Genomic DNA, 22,057 nt, shown 5'->3' on the forward strand with positions numbered 1-22,057 from the left:
TACTCACTGAAAGCGCACATCGGCGTGGACGAAGGTTTCCAACAGCCACAACACCAGAAATACCGACGCAAAGGTCGCCAGAGCCTGCTCGAACACACTGATCAGGCGCGGCACCATGCCAGAATCAATCGTTGCCAACAGGGTATTGAGTACGAAAAATCCGATCACTGCCGAACCATAGAGGGCCGTAATGACCATCATGTCCTGCCCGACCATATACCCGCGCAACAAAAAGGTCACGCCGTAGACAATCATCAGTGACAGGGTCCAGAACCCCAGCGGGGCACCCCAGAAATAATCCAGAAATGCGCCCATCAGCGCCAGCACCAACGGCGCAATATAGGACGGACGGATCAGTGGCCATGCAAACGCCAAAGCCAACGGCAAGACCGGCTCCGGCAAATAGAACCCGAATATTTTCATAGGGGTCGCCAGAATGATAGTTCCGGCCAGCACCCACAGCGCGGGCCAGCCGATCCAGTCGAGCGGGCCGATCATGCGCTGGGCCATGCCTTTGCGCACGCCGCGATCAAGCGTCACCTTAAGCGGCGTCTTGATAAACGGCGTTTTCAAAAAGGCACCTCAGTCGAAGGCGTGGCCGCAGCGCTTTGGGTTTGGGCCTGCGATTGCGCTTGGGCAGGCTGTGTGGCCGATGGCGTTGTCCGTGCAGCAGGACGCGGTTGTGCAGGCCGAGGCGCTGTCGGACGGGTGGCGGCCGAGGTCGCGGACACTCCCGAAACCGGAGCGACCGCACTTGAGGTCGCGCCACCGACTGCCGGTGTTGAGGCCACACCTGCTGAGGATGCCGCCGCCTCTGCGGTCACAGGTTGCGGTATTGCCGGCTGCGGCAGAAGTTCGGTGATCTGCGGCGTCATCAGCACCTGATCGGCTTCCGGGAACTGTGAAAAATCTTCGTAAAGCAGGATTTTCACAAAATCGATCGGGGCCCGGTTGGCATAGAGCTTGACCCGCCAGACCTTATCGACCCCCTGCACCGCTTCGCCCACCGGCAAACCGCGCGGGAAGATGCCGCCATCGCCGGAGGTCAATATCTGGTCGCCTTTTTTAACCGCATCCTTGCCGCGCACGAAATCAAGGCGCGGGAAATCACCACCATCGCCGGACATGACGGCACGGGCGTCGGAGCGGGCAATCATGATCGGGGTACGGCTGACCACATCGGTGATCATCAGCACGCGGCTGACCTTTGGGCTGACGCCGACCACGCGACCGACCAGCCCCTGATCGGTAATGACGGGATTGCCAAAACGAATCTTTACGTTCGATCCGGCGTCAATCAGGCGATTATTGTTGAACGGCCCGCGCGAGACGGACACTGAACGGGCCGTGACCATCTCAACCGGTGGCTCGGTGCGCAGGTTCAATAGCTTTTCGTAGCGTTCGGAAATGTCTTTTTGCTGGAAATACATATCGCGGTACAGCGACAGATCCTGCACCCGTTTTTTCAGGATGCGGTTTTCGCGCACGGCAAAGAAGTAATCGTCGATCCAGTTGGCCCCGTCACCGACCACATGGGCGGGGGTGGCCAGTACATTGCTGGCGGGCCCTGCGGCGGCATCAAAGCCTGAGCGGTTGCCGTAGGAACGCCCCGACACCTCTTCGCGTCGGTCACCCAGAAAGCTGAGCGCACCAAAGATACACACCGCCGCGACCAGAGCCATCACGCCCCAGTTGACCGGCAGCTTCAGGTGCTCAAAATGCTTATCCCCTTGCGGCACGCGACTGACCCCGAATCAACAGACTTAAACTTATTCAGGCCTTATAGCGCCGATTGGCGACAGAATTTAGGCTAAGTTTTTAAGATAAAGTGGCGTCCAGAATCCCGCGCATCCAGCGCGGATGCTCCAGCACGCGACCACAACCAATCGCCACGCACGACAGCGGATCTTCGGCCACAGACACCGGCAGGCCGGTCTGATCGCGGATTTCGACATCCAGACCACGCAGCAACGCGCCGCCGCCCGTCAGCATAATGCCTTTGTCGGCAATGTCAGCAGCTAGTTCCGGCGGAGTGGCCTCAAGCGCCACCTTAACCGCATCAATGATCTGGGCGACCGGTTCTGCCAGGGCTTCAGCGGCCTGACGCTCAGAGATGCGCACTTCACGCGGTACGCCCTGCATCAGGTCGCGGCCCTTAACGTCGATGGCCAGACCTTCGCCGTCATGGGGCACCCGTGCCGTACCAATGTCTTTTTTGATGCGCTCAGCGGTCGTTTCACCGATCAGCAGATTGTGGTTACGGCGCATGAAGTTGGTGATGGCTTCGTCCATCTTATCGCCGCCGACGCGCACGGAGCGCGAATAGACGATACCCGACAGCGACAGAACGGCCACTTCGGTCGTCCCGCCACCGATATCAACGACCATAGATCCGGTCGGCTCATGGATCGGCAGACCGGCACCGATCGCGGCGGCCATAGGCTCATCAAGCAGACCCACGCGGCGCGCCGAAGCGTTCAGGCACGAATCGTTGATGGCGCGGCGCTCCACGGCGGTGGCCCCCGACGGCACGCACACGATCACCTTGGGGTTCACAAAGCCTTTGCGGTTATGGACCTTACGGATGAAATATTTGATCATTTCCTCGGCGACTTCGAAGTCAGCGATAACGCCGTCCTTCATCGGGCGGATGGCTTCCATGTGGCCCGGCGTGCGGCCCAGCATCTGCTTGGCCTCTATGCCCACGGCGTGAACCACCTTGCGGCCGCCGACATTACGCAGCGCGACCACCGACGGCTCATTGAGAACTATGCCCCGGCCCTTCATGTATATGAGCGTATTGGCCGTCCCCAAATCCATCGCAATGTCGTTCGAGAACCCGCCGAAGAAGCCTTTTAACATAGAATACAACCGCTGTTTGAAGTCTGATCAGAATTACTTTTTAATCTGCGTCTAAGCCCCCACCTGAGTGATCAGTAGCGGCCAAAGACACCTCATCCGGACGGGGCAGACAGGCTGCAAACCATGCACATAAACCATATGCCCGATGTCAGGGAGACAGTCACTTGCCCTTAACTGGAATCAATTGCAAGCGACAAGTTTAAAAAGATGATTCAAAATAATAAGGCCCGTTTAAAAGCCTTTGTTTTTCAGGACTATGATGAAATTAAAACCAAAAAATAGTGACGCAAACCCACCACCCTATTGCGGCTTTTTTCGGGCCAGCTTTTAGGCGGCGGTTCCTAAGAAGTTGGGCCACGACCCGCTTCGCGCCATTTCTCGATCAGGGTGCGGGCAAAAATCATCAGGGCCATCCACGCCAGACCGATGGCGGCAATGAGCGCCGCACCGCGCCAGTCACCGCCGGAGGTGAGCCTGGAAAACGACGATCCGAACAGGGCCACAAGTGCGGTCTTAGGGATAGAACCCAGCGCACAGCCTAAGATAAACCCTGAAAAACGCGCCTTAGACACACCGAACGCCATGTTGACGATGATAAATGGCGCTGAGGGGACATTGCGCACGATAAACGATGCGCTGAATGAATTACGCCCGATATATTCCGACAGGCGCTGCATGCGCTTGCCTTCGATTTTAGCCAGGGTATCCGCGCCAATAAACCGGCCGGCATAAAAGGTCACGGCGGCAGAGACGATCGTGGCGACCCATGAATAGGCAAAGCCCAGCCACGGCCCGAACGCCACCACGCAGGCGGCGATCAAAACGAATTGGGGGGCGGCGATAAAGGCTGAAATCGTAAAGACCGCGATGACAATGAACACCGCCCACGGCGACCTGGAATAGTGCGCCATCCACGCTTCGAGTTCATGGGTCAGTTCATGGCCGATATCGGTCTTACCGATCATGAACACAAGGCCGACGCAGGCAAACAGGGCCAGCGTCACCCACACGGCGCGCATGACCTTTGAGTCCATATTGGTCAGGAAGGACCACACATTGTCCCAGAGGGCCTTAAGGCTTTGCACCATGGTTTCACTTATCCGCAACCCGTCACAGCGGTAACTACCGCGTGTGACGGTGACTTTTGGGGCACTTAAACCCGAAAATGACACCTATCAACTGATTTCGGCTACTCAAAGGCGCAATAGATGATAAAGCCGCCGCAACGTCATAAACTATGACTTCAGGGATACACCTGTCCCGTCTTATTCACCTTACCGAGTACGAAATCATCCGCAAATGAACTTTGACGAGTGGACAAACGACACGGGGCGCGTAAAGAGAATTTTGAGTTTTACCAGCGGCACGTCAAATCCGCTGACCCGTAGCTTCGCAACCGATACACCCATACCTTCCGCAGGAACGCTCATGGCCCCCTTTTCCGAATCCGAAACCCTGAAACGCGTCAAGCCGTCACCGACGCTGGCCGTCACCGCCAAGGCCCGTGCCCTGGCCCGTGAAGGCAAGAAGGTCATTTCCCTTGGTGCCGGTGAACCCGATTTTGATACGCCGGAAAACATCTGCGACGCGGCCATCAAGGCCATCAAGCGCGGTGAAACCCGCTACACCGACGTCGACGGCATCCCTGAACTTAAAGCCGCCATTGTGGCCAAGTTCAAGCGCGAAAACGGTCTGGATTATACGACGACCCAAGTGTCCGTCTCTCCGGGCGGTAAGCCGGTCATCTATAACGCCATGATGGCGTCGGTAAACGTCGGCGACGAAGTGATCATTCCCGCACCGTACTGGGTATCCTATCCGGATATGGTGCTGCTGGCCGGTGGCACGCCGGTGTTCGCTGTGGGCGAAATGGCCGATGGGTTCAAACTGAAGCCGGAAACCTTAGAGGCTGCTATCACGCCCAAGACCAAGTGGCTGATCCTCAACTCACCGTCCAACCCATCGGGAGCGGCCTATACCGAGGCTGAGCTTAAGGCGCTGGGCGAAGTGCTGAAAAAGCACCCGCAGGTCTGGATTCTGACCGACGACATGTATGAGCACCTGATCTTTGATGGCTTTAAATACACCACCATCGCTCAGGTCGTGCCGGAACTTTATGACCGGACGCTTACCATGAACGGCGTGTCAAAGGCCTATTCCATGACCGGCTGGCGCATCGGTTATTGCGCGGGCCCTGAGCCGCTGATCAAGGCGATGTCGAAGATCATTTCGCAATCGACCTCCAACCCCTGCTCGATCGCCCAGTGGGCCGCCGTTGAGGCGCTCAACGGGCCGCAGGATTTTATCCCGGAACGTGCTGCCGTGTTCCAGAAGCGCCGAGATCTGGTGGTCGCCGGTCTCAATGCCTGCGAAGGCATCACCTGCCCGACGCCAGAGGGCGCATTCTACGTCTATCCGTCAATTGAGGGCGTGATCGGTAAGACCGCCCCTTCGGGCAAGGTCATCATGACCGATGAGGATTTCGCGTCGGAACTGCTGCAAACCGAAACCGTGGCCGTCGTTCACGGTGCCGCGTTTGGCCTGTCGCCGTTCTTCCGCATTTCCTACGCTACGTCCGAAGCGGTCCTCAACGAGGCCTGTGAGCGTATTCAACGCTTCTGCGCCAGCTTGAAATAATTTCCTTCTCCCCGCGTGCGGGGAGAAGGTGGACATGCTGACAGGCATGGCCGGATGAGGGGCAAAAGATGCTACCGTAGACACTGCTGGGTAAAGAGACCCCTCACCCTAGCCCTCTCCCCTTAAACAGGGAGAGGGAAATCAAACCTTAAAACCTTTTGATAAGGCCGCAACCGATGATTAAGTTCTGGATCATTCCGCCCTTAATCCTGATCGCGGCCTTTGTCATATCCGCGATAGCCTCAGCCGCGTTTACGCAACTGGCCATTCGCGGCGGCCCGGTCGACCGACCGCGCGCCCGCGGCTCCCACAGCACGCCCACCGCGACCTCCGGCGGCATGGCCATCATGGCGGCGACCGCGCTTGGCATTGCCATTTTCAGCATACTGTTTAACGCCCAAATCCCCAGAGATGGCGGGCACGGCTTTGCCCTGCTGATCTATGCGACCCTTCTCGGTCTATCCGGCGCACTGGATGACATGTTCGCGCTCAATGCCAGGTTCAAGCTGTTGTTTCAGGTCGCCCTCGCCCTTGGGTTTGCGACCGCCTACCCCATAGTCCACATTGATTTTGGCTTTGGCGCAGCGATCAGCCTGTGGCCGTGGCTGGGGATGCTGGGGACAGCCTTCTGGTTGGTGCTGGGACTAAACACCATCAACTTCATGGATGGCTCAAACGGACTGGCCATCGGGTCGCAATCCATAGCGCTGGGCCTGATGATCATCATGATCATTGTGCTGGGGCCCTTAAGCGAGCGCACCTATTTTGCCGCCGGTCTGCTGCTGATCTGCGTGTGCGCGCTTGGGGCCCATCTCGGCTTTTTGCCGTTCAATCTGCCCTTGGGTAAGGTGTTTCAGGGTGACGCCGGATCGCTGTTTGGCGGGGCGCTGATTACCGGCGGCGTTTTGCTGATGATCCATGCCGGGGTGACGTCGCTGTGGCTGGGCGGATATGTACTGGCGCCGCTGCTGGTCGATGTGCTGCTGACCCTGGCCCTACGTGCCAAAAGCGGTGCGAAGCTGTTCGAGGCCCACAGGGATCACCTCTATCAGCAATGGCTGATCCACAAAGACCCGTCGCACCTCAACATGGCCCTGCGGGTGTGGGGCTTAAGCGCCTTTTCCGGCGGGGTCGGCCTGACCATGCGCTATATCCATATTGAAACCGGCCTAAACCTGCGTTTTGTCGGACTGGCCGTACTGTTCTGGCTGTTTGCGGTTGGCTGGCTGTGGCTGCGCTACAAGTTGTTTTCTTTTTCACGCGCATCCTGATCCCAAAACCGCATTACACTTTTGGGGATGCGCTTTGCTGCCGATAGCGCGGCAAAAACCGCCTGAGCAGATAAAGCCGCGCTGTCATCTCAAACTGGCCGTAGCTGACAATCGACAGGCCAATTAACGCGGCAAAAAAGGCCATGAAAAACAAAGGCGATGCGATCACCGCCACCTTGGTGGCCGGCGCCAGCCCGTTCAGGCCAATCATGATCAGAAGTTGCAACGGGAAATGGATCAGATAGGTCGAATAGCTGATGTCCCCCAGCCAGACAAAGGGCTTAAGGCGCACAGCCGGTATAACCCCGCGCCACAGATCGACCGCCACCAGGGTCAGCGGCATCAACCCCAACACCATGACCTCACGCGAAAAGACGGCAATGACCTCCCCGTTCATCAGCCCGTCATGGCCAAATAGGTAGGCGGCAACCCAGCCCGCCGCCACCACGCCCAAAATGCCCTTACGGATTGGCACCCCCACCCCACTCAGTTCGCGTGCCACAAAATAGGCGATACCGCCGAGAAAGAAGCTGGGCAGCCCGCGAAAGAACGCCACCTCCGGCCACAGCCACATCAGCGGCGTTGTGAGCGCTACAATCACCCACAGCCACCGCCGGCCCAGCTTCAGGGTACAAAACAGGAAAAAAAGGCCGTACAGCCCCATTTCAACCGAGATCGACCAGACCGGCCCGTTAAAGCTTTGCACCGCGCCTACCCACCATTGCTGGACCATCAGGGCGCTTAAGGCGAAGTTGCCGACGGTGTTGGCCTGATAAACATAGTCATAGCCATAAAGGCCGTGGAATATGATCATCAGTCCGGCGGTCAGGATCAGCGTGGCGATATAGAGCGGATAAAGCCGCGCCAGACGCGCGATCACAAACGTCCGAAATGACACCGCCCCCGCCATGATGGGTGCGCGGTACAGCCAGAAGAACACGTAGCCAGAGATGGTGAAGAACAGTTCGACGAACCATTGCCCGTGGCTGTAGATCGGCCTCAGCAGGTCAAAAAACGGCACATTGATATAAAGGTCAGGCTGAAACTGATCGGTGTGATAAAAGTGGACATAGTGAAATGCCACCACCAAAAGCGACGCCACCCCGCGCAGTATATCCAGCTCAAAAAACCGGCCATTATCAGGTGCGCGGTCAGGGGTCAAACGGTCTACTTCTGCCGTGCGACGCTGTAGTCGGCCAGATTTTCAAGCGCCGTCTTCCAGGCCGAGGATTTAAAGGCCGATAGGCACGCCTTGGCCTGAGCCGCATAATCGCGGGCCATGGCGATGGAATCGGCCAGAGCGCCAGTATCTTTCATGATCTGTTGCGCGGTGTGCAGGTCGCCGTCGGCTTGCTGGCGCAATGATACGGCGCGGTGCCAGAAATCGCCATGCGTATCTTTAGAACGCTGAACAGCCAATAACAATGGAAGCGTCGCCTTGCCCTCGGCAAAGTCATCACCGGCGTTTTTGCCCAGATCCGCCGCCGATCCGGTATAATCGAGCGCATCGTCCTGAATCTGGAACGCCAGCCCCAGATAAAGCCCATAAAGCCGCAAAGCTTCGCGCTGTTCCGGCGTGGCCTTAGCCGATACCGCCCCGCTCTCAGACGCCGCGGCAAACAGGGCCGCCGTCTTGGCGGAAATGATCTCGATATAGGTGTCGATGGTCAGGTTAATGTCGAACGCCTTGGTCAGTTGCCAGACTTCGCCTTCGGCAATCACCGCGGAGGCTTTCGACAGGATGCCGAGCGCTTCCAGCGAGCCGGTCTCGACCATCAACTCAAAGGCGCGCGAGAACAGAAAATCCCCGACCAGAACCGATGACGGGGCGCCCCAGATCAGGTGGGCCGCGACCTTGCCCCGGCGCAGGTTGGACGAATCGACCACATCGTCATGCAGCAGGGTGGCAGTATGGATGAACTCCACCGCCGCCGACAGGTTATGGTGATGGCTGTTTGACGTATCGCACAGGCGTGCCGCCGCCACACACAGCAGCGGGCGCAAACGCTTACCGCCGGCGGCGATCAGGTGATCGGCCAGGGCCGGAATAATGGCGACATCGCTTTGCATACGGGCACGGATCAGGGCGTTGACATCATCCATATCGGCGGCACTGAGGCGCACCAGATCATTGACATCAGCGACGGGGGCTTTCGTATCGTGCCGGGCGCGGATTTTTTCCCAGGCTCTGATTTTATCAATGTCAGCCGTGTCCAAAACCATACTCCTGATACACTCGAAATATCGCCATACCCCCCCTTTTCGCAGGTGTCCATGCCTTTGTCAGTAGCGTTTGCGTTATATCTTAATAAAGGCGGCGTGGGCATGTCTTAATCGGGACTATGTCGTTTTGTCGCAATCTGTAGTATGGCCGCGTCATGGAAGACCTGTCCCCTGATTTACCCTCTGATTTGCCCTTTGGCGTTGTCGAGACCACCCTGCTGAACGGGCGGGTCGATTTGTGGCAACCGGCCAAGGGCTATCGCATCGGCATGGACGGCGCCCTGCTGGCCGCCGCCGCCGCGGGTGTGCTGGCCGAAGACCGCGTCAAACCTGTGCGGGTGCTGGAACTGGGTTGCGGGGTCGGCGGGGTCATGCTGTCTCTGTTTCGGCGCTGCCCGCAGGTGGTCGCAACCGGCATAGAACGTGAACCGCAAAGCTTTGAATTATTGCAGGAAAACATCAAACGCAACGATCCGGCAGCGCGGCATATCGCCATCAACGGCGATGTCGGCAAGGGCTTTAAATCGTTTGGGCTGGAACGCTTTGATATGGTGATGTCCAACCCGCCCTATTTTGATGACCCGACATTGCTGCGTGCGCCCCATGAGCTTAAGCGCCCGGCCTGGATCGCCGATGATGGACTTTCTGCGTGGACTGAGTTTGCGCAAAGTTCGGTCAAGGACGGCGGCGAGATTTTGTTTGTCCACCGTGCCGACCGGCTTTTTGATCTGCTGAATGGCTTATCAGGCCGGTGCGGATCGTTCATCATCCGCCCGATCCAGCCCTTTGTGGATCAGCCCGCCAAGCGCGTCATCGTCCGCGCCAAACGCCTCGGCAAGGCCCCATTGAAGCTGTTGCCGCCCTTGGTTTTGCATGACGATGGCGACCGCAAACACACCCCCGAAGTCGAGGCGATCCTGCGCGGTGAGGCGCTATTGGGGTGGTGACTTAGAACCTCCCCTCATGGAGGGGAGGAGGGAGGCCTGATTTATCAGGCCGGAAGGTGGGGTCAACTTAGCTTTCCCATATCACCACACAGTCACCCGATTTTCTCCACTCGCCTTTAATACGCTCATAAAAGCACCGGCTACCACTACCCGCCTCACCATCGTAACCGTATTCAATATATGCTTTTTGCTTAAAGGGGGTGTATCTTGGACGGGTTACATAAACATTTCTAACCCACAGTTCATATTCATCTTTACTGACTACGCGCCTCTCATAAGTCTCAGCGAATATTACATATCCACCATCGTTATTTTTATACTCAATATGTTTCAGGCCATGCTTTGAAAAATCGCAGTTCAATGCACCATGATAATTTTCGTAGATATTACCATCATCTTCAATCCAGTTGTCCCTGAGTGCTAAACTCATCAATGCACACTCTTCATCAGGAATTTTATGTGGAATTGTCAGGTATATTACCTGCTCACTATGTCCATCAACATATTGCTTTTCAACTTTATAACGCTCTTCCAAATACGACCGGCACGCTTGCTGATCTGCTTTATCAGCAACATATCGACAACTGGCATTTACATAAGACTCTGGCACTGGAGTCTCTTGTGCCAGTTTAAGCATTTTCTCGAAATTCGGATTTTTGTCGCCGTTATGCCAAAGCAGCCAGGATACGGCGTACCAAATGGCAAAAGCCGTAACGAACAGCAAAGTAGCTATGGTATATTCAGTGACTTTCCGCATGTTACCCTGTTTTGCCCCTCACCCCTTACCCCTTACCCTCTCCCCGCACGCGGGGAGAGGGAGATATCATCCAAATACCCCTTGGTCTGATCAAGCAGATTCCCTTTTAACGCCGCGCGGCGGGCCAAAAGGTCGGGGCTGCCGGCGTCGTAATCGGCCATCAGAGCGCGGACAAAATCACCCGATTGCACGTCTTTGAGCACCCCCTGCATAGCCATTTTTGAAGCCTCACCAATGACCCGCGGGCCGGTCAGATAAGCGCCGTATTCCGCCGTGTTCGATATCTTTTCAAACCCGCCCGACATGCCGCGTTCAAACAACAGATCGACGACCAGCTTCAACTCATAGCAGGTTTCAAACCACGCCACTTCGGGCGGATAGCCCGCATCGACCAGGGTCTGAAACGCGGTCGAGACCAGTTCGCGCGTACCGCCACACAGCACGACCTGCTCCCCGAACAGGTCGCTTTCGCATTCGTCCTTAAAGGTCGTTTCCAGTATGCCCTTGCGCCCGCAGCCCAAGGCCGCGGCGTAAGATAGACCGATCGTTTTGGCGCTACCCGTCGCGTCATTATGCACGCCAAACAGGCAAAACACGCCCTGCCCTTCCACGTAAATGTCGCGGATGCGCGGCCCGATACCCTTGGGCGAGACCAGAATGACATCGACATCGGCAGGCGGCGACACCAGCCCAAAATTGACCGATAATCCATGCGCGAAAATCAACGCCTGGCCGGTGCGCAAATTCGGCGCAATCTCATCGCGGAACAGAGATTGATGGGCTTCGTCGGAGGTCAGCACCACAATGACTTCGGCCCAGATAACGCCGTCGGCCACCGTCACCACCTCAAAACCATCGGCGGCGGCTTTGGCGCGGGTCGCACTGCCGGGTTTAAGTGCCACGCGGATATCCGCCACGCCGGAATCGCGGGCATTGAGCGCGTGGGTCCGCCCCTGCGAGCCATAGCCGATGATCAGCACGCGCTTGTTCTGGATGACGCTCAGGTCGCAGTCACGGTCGTGATAGACGGGCAAGGTCATAGCGGGCTATACTCCATTGGAATCAAATTGACCTATAAAGTAACCGCCATGTCAGATCACCCCGAATATCAGTATCTCAACTTGCTGCGTGAGATTTTGGACACCGGCACAAAGCGCGAAGATCGCACCGGCACCGGGACGCTGGGGCTGTTTGGGCGGCAAATCCGTTTTGACCTGTCGAAAGGCTTTCCGCTTCTGACCACCAAGAAGGTGCATTTCAAGTCGGTGGCGGTGGAGTTACTGTGGTTCCTGCGCGGCGACACCAATATCAAATACCTGAAAGATAACGGAGTTTCAATCTGGGATGAGTGGGCCGATGACAACGGAGATCTGGGCCCCGTCTATGGCAAGCAGTGGCGATCGTGGGCGGCCCCCGATGGCCGCGTGATCGACCAGATGGCCGCCCTCATTGAGAACCTCAAGGTCAATCCCTATTCCCGCCGCCATGTGATTTCGGCGTGGAACCCGGCGGAGGTTGAGGACATGGCCCTGCCGCCATGCCATTGCCTGTTCCAGTTTTTCGTCGCCGATGGCAAGTTGTCGTGCCAGTTATATCAGCGCTCGGCCGATGTGTTTTTAGGCGTGCCGTTCAATATCGCCTCATACGCCCTGCTGACCCATATGGTGGCCCAAGCCGTAGGGCTTGAGGTCGGTGATTTTGTCCATGCGTTTGGCGATGTGCATCTCTACCTGAACCACATCGAGCAGACCAAAACTCAGTTGGAACGCGCGCCGTTCGCTTTCCCGACGCTGAAACTAGCCGAGGGCCGCGACCTGTTCGGGTTTGAGTACGGTGATATCGCTATCGAAAACTACCAATCCCACGGTGCGTTGAAAGCGCCGGTGGCGGTATAGCCTTCATGAAACCCAAGCTGTCCCTCGTTGTCGCCATGAGCGAAAACCGAGTCATCGGACGTGAGAACACCTTGCCGTGGCACCTCAAATCCGACCTTAAGCTGTTTAAGGCCATCACCCAGTTCAAGCCGATCATCATGGGCTCAAACACCTGGGACAGCCTGCCGCGTAAGCCGTTGCCGGGGCGGCTGAACCTTGTCCTTAGCCGCGACATATTGTTTGAGGCTGAGGGGGGCCTGATCTGCACCACCCTGTTTGAAGCGATTGAGATCGCCCGCGAACACGCCAAAGACGACGGCGCCGATGAAATCTGCATCATCGGCGGCGCCAATGTCTATGAGCAGACCATCGAAAAAGCCGACCGGCTTTATGTGACCGAGGTCCATGTCTGGCTGGAAGGTGACGCCCACTTCCCCGAAATCGACCCCGCCCTATGGAAAGAGGTATCGTCTCAGTTCCATCAGGCGGGCGAAGGCGATGATTATGACTTCACCACGCGGGTCTATGAGCGGGTAAAATCTTAGTTAGTCGCGCATTTGTATCTGAAAACCGTTTCACACTTTTCAGAATGCGCTTAAACCAACTCACCCAGCAGTGAGCGATCAAACGATTTCAGGCTGGCCGTCTCGCCGGTGCGAATCTTATCGACCCAGTCAGGGTCAGACAGGATGGCGCGACCGACCGCGACCAGATCGAAATCACCCCGATCCAGGCGGCGCAGCAGCTCATCCAGCGATGCGGGATTAGAGACTTCGCCACCAAAACCGGCGATGAATTCACCCGACAAACCGACCGAACCGACCGTGATAGTCGGCTTGCCCGTAATCTTTTTGGCCCAGCCGGCAAAGTTGAGGGCAGAGCCGTCAAACTCAGGTTCCCAGAACCGGCGTTGCGAGGCATGAATGACATCAGCCCCGGCATCGACCAGCGGGGTCAGCCAGTCTTCCATTTCTGCCGGAGTGGCCGCGACCTTGGCGTCATAGGCATTGGGCTTGAACTGCGACAAGCGGATAATGATCGGGAAATCTGGCCCAACCGCGGCGCGCGCGGCCTTAATCACCTCGACCGCAAAGCGTGTGCGCTCTCTCAGCGTCGCCCCACCCCACTGGTCGTCGCGCTTATTGGAACCGGCAAAGAAGAACTCGTCGATCAGGTAGCCGTGGGCACCATGAAGCTCAATGGCGTCAAAACCAATGCCCTTGGCGGAGGCCGCCGCGCGCCCAAAGGCGGCAATGGTGTCGGCGATATCGGTTTCCGTCATCGGCTGGCCGACCGGCGTACCATCAGGGGCGATGCCGGACGGGCTGTCCATCGGCGTCGGCTTCCAGGCCGGATCATTGCCGTAGACGGCGCCCGTGTGCCAGATCTGCGGCGCGATCAGGCCGCCCTCAGCATGGACACTGTCGACCACCTTGCGCCAACCATCGAGGGCCGCGCCGTAGAAATTGGGGATGCCTTCTTCGTTCTTAGAGGCTGGGCGTTCAATAACCGTACCTTCAGTAATGATCAGGCCAACATTGCCCTTGGCGCGGCGGGTATAGTAATCGGCCACATTCTGCCCCGGCGTCCCGCCCGGCGAAAACTGGCGGGTCATGGGGGCCATGACAATGCGGTTTTTAAGGTCGAGGCCCTTAAAGCTATAGGGGGAAAACAGGGTGGAATTGGTCATGTGCGCGCTCCGCGTCAATAAGTAACTGATGCAGATTTAGTTACGATTTTGCGCTGCACAAGAACTGAGCATGAAATTAGCGGGGGATCGACGTTCAAGCCCGCTTATCGGTGTCAACCTTCTCTGGCAGCGGTTACAGCCCAAAAGTTCGCAAGAGCCCCCCACCGTCACGCCTTCGGCGCGCCACCTCCCCAATAAGTTGGGGGAGTATAAGGGAATGCGATATCTCTACTTATACCTCCCCAGTTTACTGGGGAGGGGGACCGCACGAAATCGCGCAGCGATGAGATGTGGTGGTGGGGGCTCTTTGTGTCTGCCCACCCCTAACCCAGTTGCGTCATCACCGCCTGAGCGATCATCTTAAAGCGCACCGCCACATCGCCGTCGGGTTCAAGTGCCACCAGCGGCTGCGCCTCATCCGAGCCTTTGCGCAACGCCGGATCGAGCGGCACATCACCTAAGAACGGCACCTTAAGGTTCTGCGCCAGAATCTTGGCCCCGTCGCGCCCAAAGACGTAGATGGCTTCACCCGACACCGGGTTTTCCAGCCAGGCCATATTCTCAATAATACCAAGGATTTTCACCGACGTTTTCTCAAACAAGGTGATCGCCCGACGCGCGTCGATCAGCGCCATTTCCTGGGGCGTGGAGACCACCACCGCCCCGTCAATCATCGTCTTTTGGGTCAGGGTCAGTTGCACGTCACCGGTGCCCGGCGGCATATCGACCACCAGCACATCCAGCGGTTCGGCCTCGGTGCCCCACAGGGTCTGGGTCAACAGTTGATTAAGCGCCTGCGACGCCATCGGCCCGCGCCAGATCATGGCCTGATCGGCATCCACTAAGAACCCGACCGAATTGACTTTAAGCCCAAACGCCTCAGGCGGGATCATCATCTTTTCCGGCCCGAACGCTGGCGGCGTGGTCACCCCCAGCATCAGCGGCGCCGACGGCCCGTAGATATCGGCATCCAGCAACCCAACACGCAGGCCCAATCCTTTAAGCGCCAGCGCCAGACTTAAGGCAATGGTTGATTTACCGACCCCGCCCTTGCCTGATCCGACCACGATCACGCGCTTGACATGGGCCGGACGCGATGAGGCCACGGGCGCCTTGGGGCGGTTCTGATCGGCGGCCTGCGGCGAGAGTTTGGCGGCTTTGGGGGCAGGCGTCGGGGCCTCGGCCTCAGCCGTGAGCACGACCTGCGCCTTTTTGATGCCGGGTAATCCGGCCAGCATCCGCTCAGCCTCAGCCCGCACAGGCCCATAGAGATTGACCTGATCGCGGGGCACTTCCAGCATAAACCCGACCCGATCCGGCGACAGCACCAGCCCGCGCACAAGGCCTGCGTCCGACAAGCCTGCCCCGGATACCGGGTCCTTAATGGCGTTGAGCGCGCTGAGTACCTGTTCGCGGTCGGGCTGGGTCATGAGATAGTCCTTACAAGTTCGCGACTGCGATTAGGCCGCTACGGCTTGTCATGCAACCCACATTACGGCTATTCACATGATTATGTCCGCTTCCCCCCCTTCCCTTCTGCTTTTAGCTGGCCCGACCGCTTCGGGTAAATCGGCTCTGGCATTGGATTGGGCGGTTAAGACCGGCGGTATCATTCTCAATGCCGATTCCATGCAGCTATATGAGGATGTGCCCACGCTAACGGCGCGGCCTTCCGCCGACGATGAGGCCATTGCCCGCCATGTGCTATATGGTCATCTGGGGCCCGATCAGATATGGTCGACCGGGCAGTGGCTGCGGGCGGCTCAGCCCTTCATTGATGCGGCTTTGCGCGGGGATACGGCCCTATGTGTCGTCGGCGGCACGGGTCTCTATTTCCTAAGCCTTATCAGGGGGTTGGCCGAAATACCTGAGATCGGTGATCAGGCCAGATCTCAGGCGCGCCAGACCTATATCGACATGGGCGAAGAGGCATTTCGCGGCCTGCTGCTGTCGGTTGACCCCGAAGCCTGCGCCCGCATCCTACCCAACGATCAGCAACGCCTGACTCGGGCCTATGAGGTCTGGCTGGAAACCGGCACACCATTGAGCGATTGGCAAAAGACCAATGCGCCTATTTTACCGCAAGGCTCTTACCACCTTGAGGTGTTGCGGCCCGACCGCGACTGGCTTTATGCCCGCTGCGACCGCCGCTTTGATATGATGCTGGATAATGGGGCGTTGGAAGAGGCAGAGGCCCTGATGGAACGCGGCCTCAAACCCGAATGGCCGATTATGCGGGTGCTGGGTTTGTCCGAAATAAGCGCTTATCTTCGGGGCGATATGACGCTTGAGGATGCGCGCACTTTGGCCCAGCAAAAGACCCGCAACTATGCCAAGCGCCAGATGACCTGGTTCCGCAACCAGATGCCTTCGGTTAAGGAATTACCGCGTTAACCCTCTAAGCGACTTGTGGATTTTGAAACCTTGGGTATAAAATCCTTATTAAGTGCGTGGGGCACGGGTAATTACGGGAGTAGATTATGGGGGGACGTATGGACCGCCGCGCCATGCTGGCGGGTATGGGGGCATTGTCGCTTAACGCCATCGCGGTAAGAGCTATGTCAGAGGCTCAGGCATCAAAGCCGGATGGGCCTATCCCGCCCCGGCCCGCAATGGAGGCCTATGTAAAGCCTCCCCAGATCGAAGATGTCAGCCTGTCGCCGGATGGCAAACGCATCGCCCTGATCACCCGCGAGAACGGGTCGTTCTATCTGCTCACCTATGAGATCGCGACCAATAAGACCAACAGCCTCAGACTAGGCGACGCCAAGGTGCGCAGCGTCTTCTGGGCCAGTAATGATCACGTATTGGTCAGTACCTCCGCCACCGTGGGTCTCAGAGAATATGCCGGTAGCCGACAGGAGCATTTTCTCGCTCACATTCTCGACATCCGCACCAACAGCCTCAAAACCCTGTTTGAACGGATGGACGGCTTTTACAATACCGTCGAAGGGGGATTAAGACGCATCAAGCATGAGGGCAAATATTGGGTCACAGCGTCCAACTATCGTATGAACGGAGAATACCCCCTCTGCCTTTACCGCTTTGATCTCGATTCCTATCGGGGTCGTCTGGTCGATGAAGGTTTTGATGACACCCGCAACTGGGTGCTGACCCCTGCCGGGGTACCGGTGGCCCGCTCAAATTTCAACCGTGTCCGAAAAGAGTGGTCACTGGAATTCCGGGGAGCCAAGGGCGGCTGGAAACAGGTCTATAAAACCAAGGAAGCCGTTGATTACCCCTCCCTGATCGGGCTTGGCCGCACCGAACAATCGGTCATAATTTATATCGATGCTGGTGATAATGCCGGTGAGTATCTGGAGATCAGCGCTGACGGCACCTTCTCGGAGCCACTGGACAAAGACGGCTACAACCGCGGGCCGATGTTCCACCCGACGACCAAACTGTTCTGCGGCTTTGCGCGCTGGGATGACTGGGTAAAGTATGAATATAATGATCCCAGGCTGCAGAAACTGGCCGACTTGTGTAAAGGGGCCATGCCCGGTTACAATGTCACGATCTATGAGTTTGCCGAAGAAGACCCGCGCAAGGTTCTGATTTACGGCGAAAGCTCTGATGATCCCGGCACCTATTATTTTATCGATTTTGGTGCAGGCGATTCCGTGCCGATCGGGCAAAACTATCCGGACCTGCCTTATCAATGGATCACCCAGAAAAAGCCGATCAAGTATAAGGCCGCTGATGGCCTCGAAATCCACGGTTATCTGACGCTTCCTCCCAATAAAGTGGCGAAGAACCTGCCGCTGATTGTCCTGCCGCACGGCGGCCCCCATGCCAGAGACACCTCAAGTTTCGACTGGGAGTCTCAGCTTTATGCCTCACGCGGCTATGCCGTCCTGCAACCCAACTTCAGAGGGTCAACCGGTTACGGCGATGATTTCATCGTCGCCGGTTACGGCCAGTGGGGTCGTAAGATGCAGACCGACCTGTCCGACGGCGTGCGCTATCTGGCCAAGGACGGCACCATTGATCCCAAACGGGTCGCCATAGTCGGCGCGTCCTACGGCGGCTATGCGGCGCTGGCGGGGGCGACCCTTGATCCCGGCGTTTACAGGTGCGCGGTGTCGGTGGCGGGCATCAGCGACATCAAGGCCATGCTGAGCTTTGACACCAACCAGACCGGCTCCGCGACCAGCCCGGTGGTATTGTCGCTCAAACGCTCGGTCGGTGAGAAGAAAACACTCGATGAAATCTCACCCGTCAACCATGTCGATAAGGTCACCATTCCTGTCCTTCTGATCCACGGCAAGGACGATATTATTGTCGATATAGGCCAGAGCCGCAAAATGGAACGTGCCCTGAAAAACGCAGGCAAGGACGTCACCTTCATCGAACTGAAAGGCGAGGATCACTGGCAGTCGGTTGAGGCAAAGCGTCTTGAGATGTCCGCCGCCATCATCGCGTTTCTGGAAAAGCACAACCCGGTCACTTAAGGATTGTCCCTCGCCCTAACCCTCTCCCCGCAAGCGGGGAGAGGGAATTCGCTTACAGCGCGCGAACCACGATCTTTTCTTCATTAGTCGTCGTCAGTTCATTGCGCAGGCCAAAGACGAACGGAGAGGCTTCGATTTCAAACACATCGCCGTCCTGAGTGCGGATGCCGTCACCGAACGAGGCGGTCGAGGTGCCAAAGCAGTGCACATGGATGTCGCCCGGCTGACGGAACAGGGCATATTTGAAGTGGTGATATTCAAGGTTGGCAAAGGTATGGGACATGTTGTCCTCACCCGACAGGAACGGCTTTTCCCAGACCACTTCGTTGCCGCGGGTAATACGGGCGGTGCCTTCGACGCTTTTGGGCAGGTCGCCGGTGCGGATTTCAACCCCGATCGAGGCCGGACGCAACTTTGAGTGGGCCAGCCACAGATAGTTTTGCTTCTCAACAATGTGATCCGAAAATTCGTTGGCGAGCGCAAAGCCCAGACGATAGGCGTTGCCATCGTCACCGATGATATAGATCCCGGCCATTTCAGGCTCTTCGCCAGCGTCTTCGGCAAAGCTTGGCGATTCCAGCGGTACGTTCGGCCCCACCAGCGTCGAGCCATTGCCCTTGTAGAACCATTCCGGCTGCGCGCCGACCTTACCGGCTTCGGGCTTACCGCCTTCAACGCCCATCAGGAACATGCGCATGGAATCGGTCAGGTTTTCTTCGCCGGACGCGGCCGCCTGGTGCATTTTGTTGCGGCTTTCGGCCGAACCCAAATGCGTGAGGCCCGTGCCGGTGACGTGCAGGTGGGCCGAATCGGGGTGATCGATCGGCGCCAGAACGCGGCCTTCGGACAAGGCTGTGGCGATATCGACCGCCTCCCCCAGCCCCAGAGCCGTGACCTTGGCATCCAGCGAAATCCCTTCGCGGATAGCCGCCGTCGCCAGTTCGTAGGTCGAGGACACGCCGTTCACCACTTGCGCCGAACCGTCATCCTGAGCGGCGGCAACACGGCGTTCGCCTGTGGCAGTTACGAATTGAATAAGGCGCAGGGTCATGACGGGCTCCCGTATATGGTTTTTGGGCGTGTTCCGCACGGAACATCAGGCCGATTGATATAGTCAGACAAATATGCGTCGTAAAGCGCAAATCACGGGCCTGATTAAAAATAACTTTGTCAAATATCAGCGAAAATGTCATGCATTGATCATGAGGAAACCAACGCTTACCGATAATAAAACCCAGCATCCCCTGACCTTCACCCCCGCGACGGGCGGACATGACATGTTCCGCGCGGCGTTTCAGGGACGGCTGCACGGCGCACTGGCCCACAATCTGGGCGTTCAGATTTTGGGGGGCGTCTATAAGTCCGGCGACATCCTGCCCAATGAGATCGACTCCAGCGAATCGCTCGATATATCGCGCTCGGCTTACCGTGAAGCGATCCGGATTCTGGCCTCCAAAGGCATGGTCGAAAGCCGGCCCAAGATTGGCACCCGCGTGACTGAGCGTGATCGCTGGAACATCCTCGACCCGGAAGTTCTGGGTTGGATGTTTGAGACCGAACCGTCTGAGGACTTCATCAAGGGGCTGTTTGAACTGCGCCTGATCACCGAGCCCGCCGCTGCGGCGTTGGCGGCCGAGCGACGCACGCCGGATCAGATCGAGCGGATGCGCAAGGCGCTTGAGGTCATGGAGATTGAGACCCTAGCCAGTGAGGCCGGACGCATGGCCGATCTGGAATTTCACCACACCCTGATGTTCGCCACCCATAACGAAGCGCTGGCCTCGCTCAGCACGACCATCGGGGCGGCGGTAAGCTGGACCACCCGCTATAAGCAGCGCCACAAGTCTTTGAGTCGAGACCCTATCCCTGACCATGCCCGCGTATTCGAGGCAATCGAGCGCGGCGATGCCTCCGCCGCCCGCTGGTGCATGGAATCGCTGGTGCGCATGGCGTTAGAGGACACGCAAAAAAGCATGTCGCCGCAAACCTAAACCTTCCGGCCTAAGCCTTTTTCAGGGGATTGCCTCTGTGAGGGCCGCCTTATTTTGTATGATAATAAAATCAGCTATTGTCGGACTTTAGTCACAAGGCTAAAAGACTGGCTGAACAGAGTCTGACATGGCCCCGCTTGTGATAACGGCACCATGACGCAAGACCGAAGACCTTACACAGGAGAGACCGATAATGAAATCTTTTGCCGTAGCTGCAGGCCTGACGCTTGCCAGTATGACCCTGGCCAGCCTTTTGATGTCTTCGACCGCGCTGGCCGCCACCGCCACCAAGGGCGACTTTGGCGCGCTGAAAGACGGCACCAAGATCGAAGCGGTTGAGCTGAAAAACTCCAAAGGCGTATCCGCCAAGGTCATCGCTTATGGCGCGACGCTGCAGTCGCTGATCGTGCCGGATAAGGCGGGCAAGGCTGACGATATCGTTATCGGCTATGACACTCTTGAGGGCTATGTCGATACGCCGCAATATCTGGGCGTAACCGTTGGCCGCTATGCCAACCGTATCGCGCTGGGCAAATTCTCGCTCGATGGCAAGGAATATACCCTCGCCACCAACAATAACGGCAACCACCTGCACGGCGGCCTTAAGGGCTGGGACAAGGTGGTCTGGAAGGTTGAAGATGTCAAATCCGGCCCCACGGCTTCGGTGACTTTATCCTATGTCTCTCCCGATGGCGAAGAAGGCTATCCCGGCACCGTCAAGGTCTTTGTGACCTATGCTTTGAGCGATGCTAACGACCTGACCATCAGCTATAAGGCCACGACCGATAAGCCGACCGTGCTCAATCTGACCAACCATTCGCTGTTCAATCTGGGCGGCGTCAGCTCTGGCCGCAGCGCGCTGGATGCCACCCTGCAACTGGAGGCGGATTCGTACCTGCCGACCACAGCCACGGCCATTCCGACCGGCGAGATTGCTTCGGTCAAGGGCACGCCGTTTGATTTTACGACCCCGGCCCTGATCAGTTCCAAGGTTCGCGATGCCCGCCATCCGCAAATTCTGGTCGGCCTCGGCATCGACCATAACTATCTGGTGCGTGGCGGCCTGACCAAGACCCCGAAACTGGCGGTTACTTTGACCGACGCCACGTCCGGTCGCGGCCTTAAGATCCTGACGACCGAACCGGGCGTGCAGATGTATACCGGCAACTTCCTTGACGGCAAAATCCCCGGCAAGGGTGGTCAGGTGACCCGCATGGGTGATGCGGTGGCGTTTGAGACCCAGCACTACCCCGACAGCCCCAACCGTCCGGAATTCCCGACCACACGCCTGAACCCCGGCCAGACCTATACCCAGACCACGGTTCACCACATTTTCGTAACCCAATAAAAG

General features: G+C 57.6%; 20 protein-coding genes. 9 read left to right on the forward strand and 11 right to left on the reverse strand.

The genetic code is table 11. The annotated features are described in order from the left end of the window. Positions 1-3: 3 nt before the first annotated feature. From OVA03_RS06100 to OVA03_RS06115, 4 genes are all read right to left on the reverse strand, one after another. On the reverse strand, positions 4-573 hold the full coding sequence (locus OVA03_RS06100; RefSeq protein ID WP_267527258.1) for a hypothetical protein: 570 nt from the start codon (positions 571-573) through the stop codon (positions 4-6). Continuing rightward, the gene (locus OVA03_RS06105; RefSeq protein WP_267527259.1) at positions 570-1,739 is read right to left on the reverse strand and encodes a rod shape-determining protein MreC; all 1,170 of its coding nucleotides are present in this window, start codon (positions 1,737-1,739) and stop codon (positions 570-572) included. Before OVA03_RS06105 ends, OVA03_RS06100 begins: the two co-directional genes overlap by 4 nt. 79 nt (positions 1,740-1,818) lie before the next feature. Next, entirely contained in the window at positions 1,819-2,862 is a 1,044-nt protein-coding gene (locus tag OVA03_RS06110; RefSeq protein ID WP_267527260.1) for a rod shape-determining protein, read from the reverse strand. Positions 2,863-3,203: 341 nt separating this feature from the next. Then, positions 3,204-3,950: a TVP38/TMEM64 family protein gene (locus tag OVA03_RS06115; RefSeq protein ID WP_267527261.1), complete on the reverse strand. Its 747-nt coding sequence runs from the start codon at positions 3,948-3,950 to the stop codon at positions 3,204-3,206. Positions 3,951-4,290: 340 nt separating this feature from the next. On the opposite strand from OVA03_RS06115, the gene OVA03_RS06120 reads away from it, so the two are divergent. Continuing rightward, complete coding sequence (locus OVA03_RS06120) at positions 4,291-5,499, forward strand: pyridoxal phosphate-dependent aminotransferase (RefSeq protein ID WP_267527262.1); 1,209 nt, start codon at positions 4,291-4,293, stop codon at positions 5,497-5,499. Between the two features lie 176 nt (positions 5,500-5,675). Then, complete coding sequence (locus OVA03_RS06125) at positions 5,676-6,770, forward strand: glycosyltransferase family 4 protein (RefSeq protein WP_267527263.1); 1,095 nt, start codon at positions 5,676-5,678, stop codon at positions 6,768-6,770. 13 nt (positions 6,771-6,783) lie between these two features. Here the strand turns inward: OVA03_RS06125 and OVA03_RS06130 are convergent, their stop codons facing one another. Both OVA03_RS06130 and OVA03_RS06135 read right to left on the reverse strand, forming a co-directional pair. Beyond that, positions 6,784-7,932, reverse strand: coding sequence for an acyltransferase family protein (locus tag OVA03_RS06130; protein WP_267527264.1), 1,149 nt, complete (start codon positions 7,930-7,932; stop codon positions 6,784-6,786). A 5-nt stretch (positions 7,933-7,937) separates the two neighbouring features. Beyond that, the gene (locus tag OVA03_RS06135; protein ID WP_420710485.1) at positions 7,938-8,987 is read right to left on the reverse strand and encodes a polyprenyl synthetase family protein; all 1,050 of its coding nucleotides are present in this window, start codon (positions 8,985-8,987) and stop codon (positions 7,938-7,940) included. 161 nt (positions 8,988-9,148) lie between these two features. Here OVA03_RS06135 and OVA03_RS06140 point away from each other — a divergent pair, with 161 nt between their 5' ends. Further along, positions 9,149-9,940: a tRNA1(Val) (adenine(37)-N6)-methyltransferase gene (locus OVA03_RS06140; RefSeq protein WP_267527265.1), complete on the forward strand. Its 792-nt coding sequence runs from the start codon at positions 9,149-9,151 to the stop codon at positions 9,938-9,940. Between the two features lie 67 nt (positions 9,941-10,007). Here OVA03_RS06140 and OVA03_RS06145 read toward each other — a convergent pair whose 3' ends face one another. Both OVA03_RS06145 and ilvC read right to left on the reverse strand, forming a co-directional pair. After that, a complete protein-coding gene (locus OVA03_RS06145; RefSeq protein ID WP_267527266.1) occupies positions 10,008-10,697 on the reverse strand; it encodes a hypothetical protein in 690 nt (229 codons plus the stop codon). Between the two features lie 32 nt (positions 10,698-10,729). Then, on the reverse strand, positions 10,730-11,737 hold the full coding sequence (gene ilvC / locus OVA03_RS06150; RefSeq protein ID WP_267527267.1) for a ketol-acid reductoisomerase: 1,008 nt from the start codon (positions 11,735-11,737) through the stop codon (positions 10,730-10,732). A 48-nt stretch (positions 11,738-11,785) separates the two neighbouring features. On the opposite strand from ilvC, the gene OVA03_RS06155 reads away from it, so the two are divergent. Continuing rightward, entirely contained in the window at positions 11,786-12,592 is an 807-nt protein-coding gene (locus OVA03_RS06155; protein ID WP_267527268.1) for a thymidylate synthase, read from the forward strand. A 5-nt stretch (positions 12,593-12,597) separates the two neighbouring features. Continuing rightward, positions 12,598-13,116 carry a dihydrofolate reductase gene (locus OVA03_RS06160; RefSeq protein WP_267527269.1) on the forward strand — a complete coding sequence of 173 codons (519 nt, stop codon included), beginning with the start codon at positions 12,598-12,600 and terminating at the stop codon, positions 13,114-13,116. A gap of 50 nt (positions 13,117-13,166) precedes the next feature. On the opposite strand, the gene OVA03_RS06165 is transcribed toward OVA03_RS06160, so the two are convergent. Both OVA03_RS06165 and OVA03_RS06170 read right to left on the reverse strand, forming a co-directional pair. After that, a complete protein-coding gene (locus tag OVA03_RS06165; protein ID WP_267527270.1) occupies positions 13,167-14,261 on the reverse strand; it encodes an NADH:flavin oxidoreductase in 1,095 nt (364 codons plus the stop codon). Positions 14,262-14,584: 323 nt separating this feature from the next. Then, on the reverse strand, positions 14,585-15,691 hold the full coding sequence (locus OVA03_RS06170) for an Mrp/NBP35 family ATP-binding protein (RefSeq protein ID WP_324291033.1): 1,107 nt from the start codon (positions 15,689-15,691) through the stop codon (positions 14,585-14,587). 82 nt (positions 15,692-15,773) lie between these two features. Here OVA03_RS06170 and miaA point away from each other — a divergent pair, with 82 nt between their 5' ends. Together miaA and OVA03_RS06185 are read left to right on the forward strand one after the other, a co-directional pair. Continuing rightward, positions 15,774-16,655, forward strand: a complete 882-nt coding sequence (gene miaA / locus OVA03_RS06180) for a tRNA (adenosine(37)-N6)-dimethylallyltransferase MiaA (protein WP_267527271.1) — start codon at positions 15,774-15,776, stop codon at positions 16,653-16,655. A gap of 86 nt (positions 16,656-16,741) precedes the next feature. Beyond that, positions 16,742-18,715 (forward strand): alpha/beta hydrolase family protein, encoded by a 1,974-nt coding sequence (locus tag OVA03_RS06185; RefSeq protein ID WP_267527272.1) that lies wholly within the window; start codon positions 16,742-16,744, stop codon positions 18,713-18,715. A gap of 52 nt (positions 18,716-18,767) precedes the next feature. Here OVA03_RS06185 and araD1 read toward each other — a convergent pair whose 3' ends face one another. After that, on the reverse strand, positions 18,768-19,766 hold the full coding sequence (gene araD1, locus OVA03_RS06190) for an AraD1 family protein (RefSeq protein ID WP_267527273.1): 999 nt from the start codon (positions 19,764-19,766) through the stop codon (positions 18,768-18,770). Between the two features lie 226 nt (positions 19,767-19,992). Here araD1 and OVA03_RS06195 point away from each other — a divergent pair, with 226 nt between their 5' ends. Together OVA03_RS06195 and OVA03_RS06200 are read left to right on the forward strand one after the other, a co-directional pair. Then, positions 19,993-20,706: a FadR/GntR family transcriptional regulator gene (locus OVA03_RS06195; protein WP_267527682.1), complete on the forward strand. Its 714-nt coding sequence runs from the start codon at positions 19,993-19,995 to the stop codon at positions 20,704-20,706. A gap of 193 nt (positions 20,707-20,899) precedes the next feature. Then, positions 20,900-22,054 carry an aldose epimerase family protein gene (locus OVA03_RS06200; protein ID WP_267527274.1) on the forward strand — a complete coding sequence of 385 codons (1,155 nt, stop codon included), beginning with the start codon at positions 20,900-20,902 and terminating at the stop codon, positions 22,052-22,054. The last annotated feature ends 3 nt before the right edge of the window (positions 22,055-22,057 follow it).

The organism is Asticcacaulis sp. SL142, assembly GCF_026625745.1.
Classification (GTDB): Bacteria; Pseudomonadota; Alphaproteobacteria; order Caulobacterales; family Caulobacteraceae; genus Asticcacaulis.

Bases quoted from the DNA above. Each gene is read 5' to 3' on its own strand.
- OVA03_RS06160 (WP_267527269.1), top strand. From the start codon at position 12,598: ATGAAACCCAAGCTGTCCCTCGTTGTCGCCATGAGCGAAAACCGAGTC.
- ilvC (WP_267527267.1), bottom strand. From the start codon at position 11,737: ATGACCTTGCCCGTCTATCACGACCGTGACTGCGACCTGAGCGTCATC.
- OVA03_RS06195 (WP_267527682.1), top strand. From the start codon at position 19,993: ATGTTCCGCGCGGCGTTTCAGGGACGGCTGCACGGCGCACTGGCCCAC.
- OVA03_RS06140 (WP_267527265.1), top strand. From the start codon at position 9,149: ATGGAAGACCTGTCCCCTGATTTACCCTCTGATTTGCCCTTTGGCGTT.
- OVA03_RS06165 (WP_267527270.1), bottom strand. From the start codon at position 14,261: ATGACCAATTCCACCCTGTTTTCCCCCTATAGCTTTAAGGGCCTCGAC.
- OVA03_RS06125 (WP_267527263.1), top strand. From the start codon at position 5,676: ATGATTAAGTTCTGGATCATTCCGCCCTTAATCCTGATCGCGGCCTTT.
- OVA03_RS06120 (WP_267527262.1), top strand. From the start codon at position 4,291: ATGGCCCCCTTTTCCGAATCCGAAACCCTGAAACGCGTCAAGCCGTCA.
- OVA03_RS06185 (WP_267527272.1), top strand. From the start codon at position 16,742: ATGGGGGGACGTATGGACCGCCGCGCCATGCTGGCGGGTATGGGGGCA.
- araD1 (WP_267527273.1), bottom strand. From the start codon at position 19,766: ATGACCCTGCGCCTTATTCAATTCGTAACTGCCACAGGCGAACGCCGT.
- miaA (WP_267527271.1), top strand. From the start codon at position 15,774: ATGTCCGCTTCCCCCCCTTCCCTTCTGCTTTTAGCTGGCCCGACCGCT.
- OVA03_RS06200 (WP_267527274.1), top strand. From the start codon at position 20,900: ATGAAATCTTTTGCCGTAGCTGCAGGCCTGACGCTTGCCAGTATGACC.
- OVA03_RS06115 (WP_267527261.1), bottom strand. From the start codon at position 3,950: ATGGTGCAAAGCCTTAAGGCCCTCTGGGACAATGTGTGGTCCTTCCTG.
- OVA03_RS06155 (WP_267527268.1), top strand. From the start codon at position 11,786: ATGTCAGATCACCCCGAATATCAGTATCTCAACTTGCTGCGTGAGATT.
- OVA03_RS06145 (WP_267527266.1), bottom strand. From the start codon at position 10,697: ATGCGGAAAGTCACTGAATATACCATAGCTACTTTGCTGTTCGTTACG.
- OVA03_RS06170 (WP_324291033.1), bottom strand. From the start codon at position 15,691: ATGACCCAGCCCGACCGCGAACAGGTACTCAGCGCGCTCAACGCCATT.
- OVA03_RS06110 (WP_267527260.1), bottom strand. From the start codon at position 2,862: ATGTTAAAAGGCTTCTTCGGCGGGTTCTCGAACGACATTGCGATGGAT.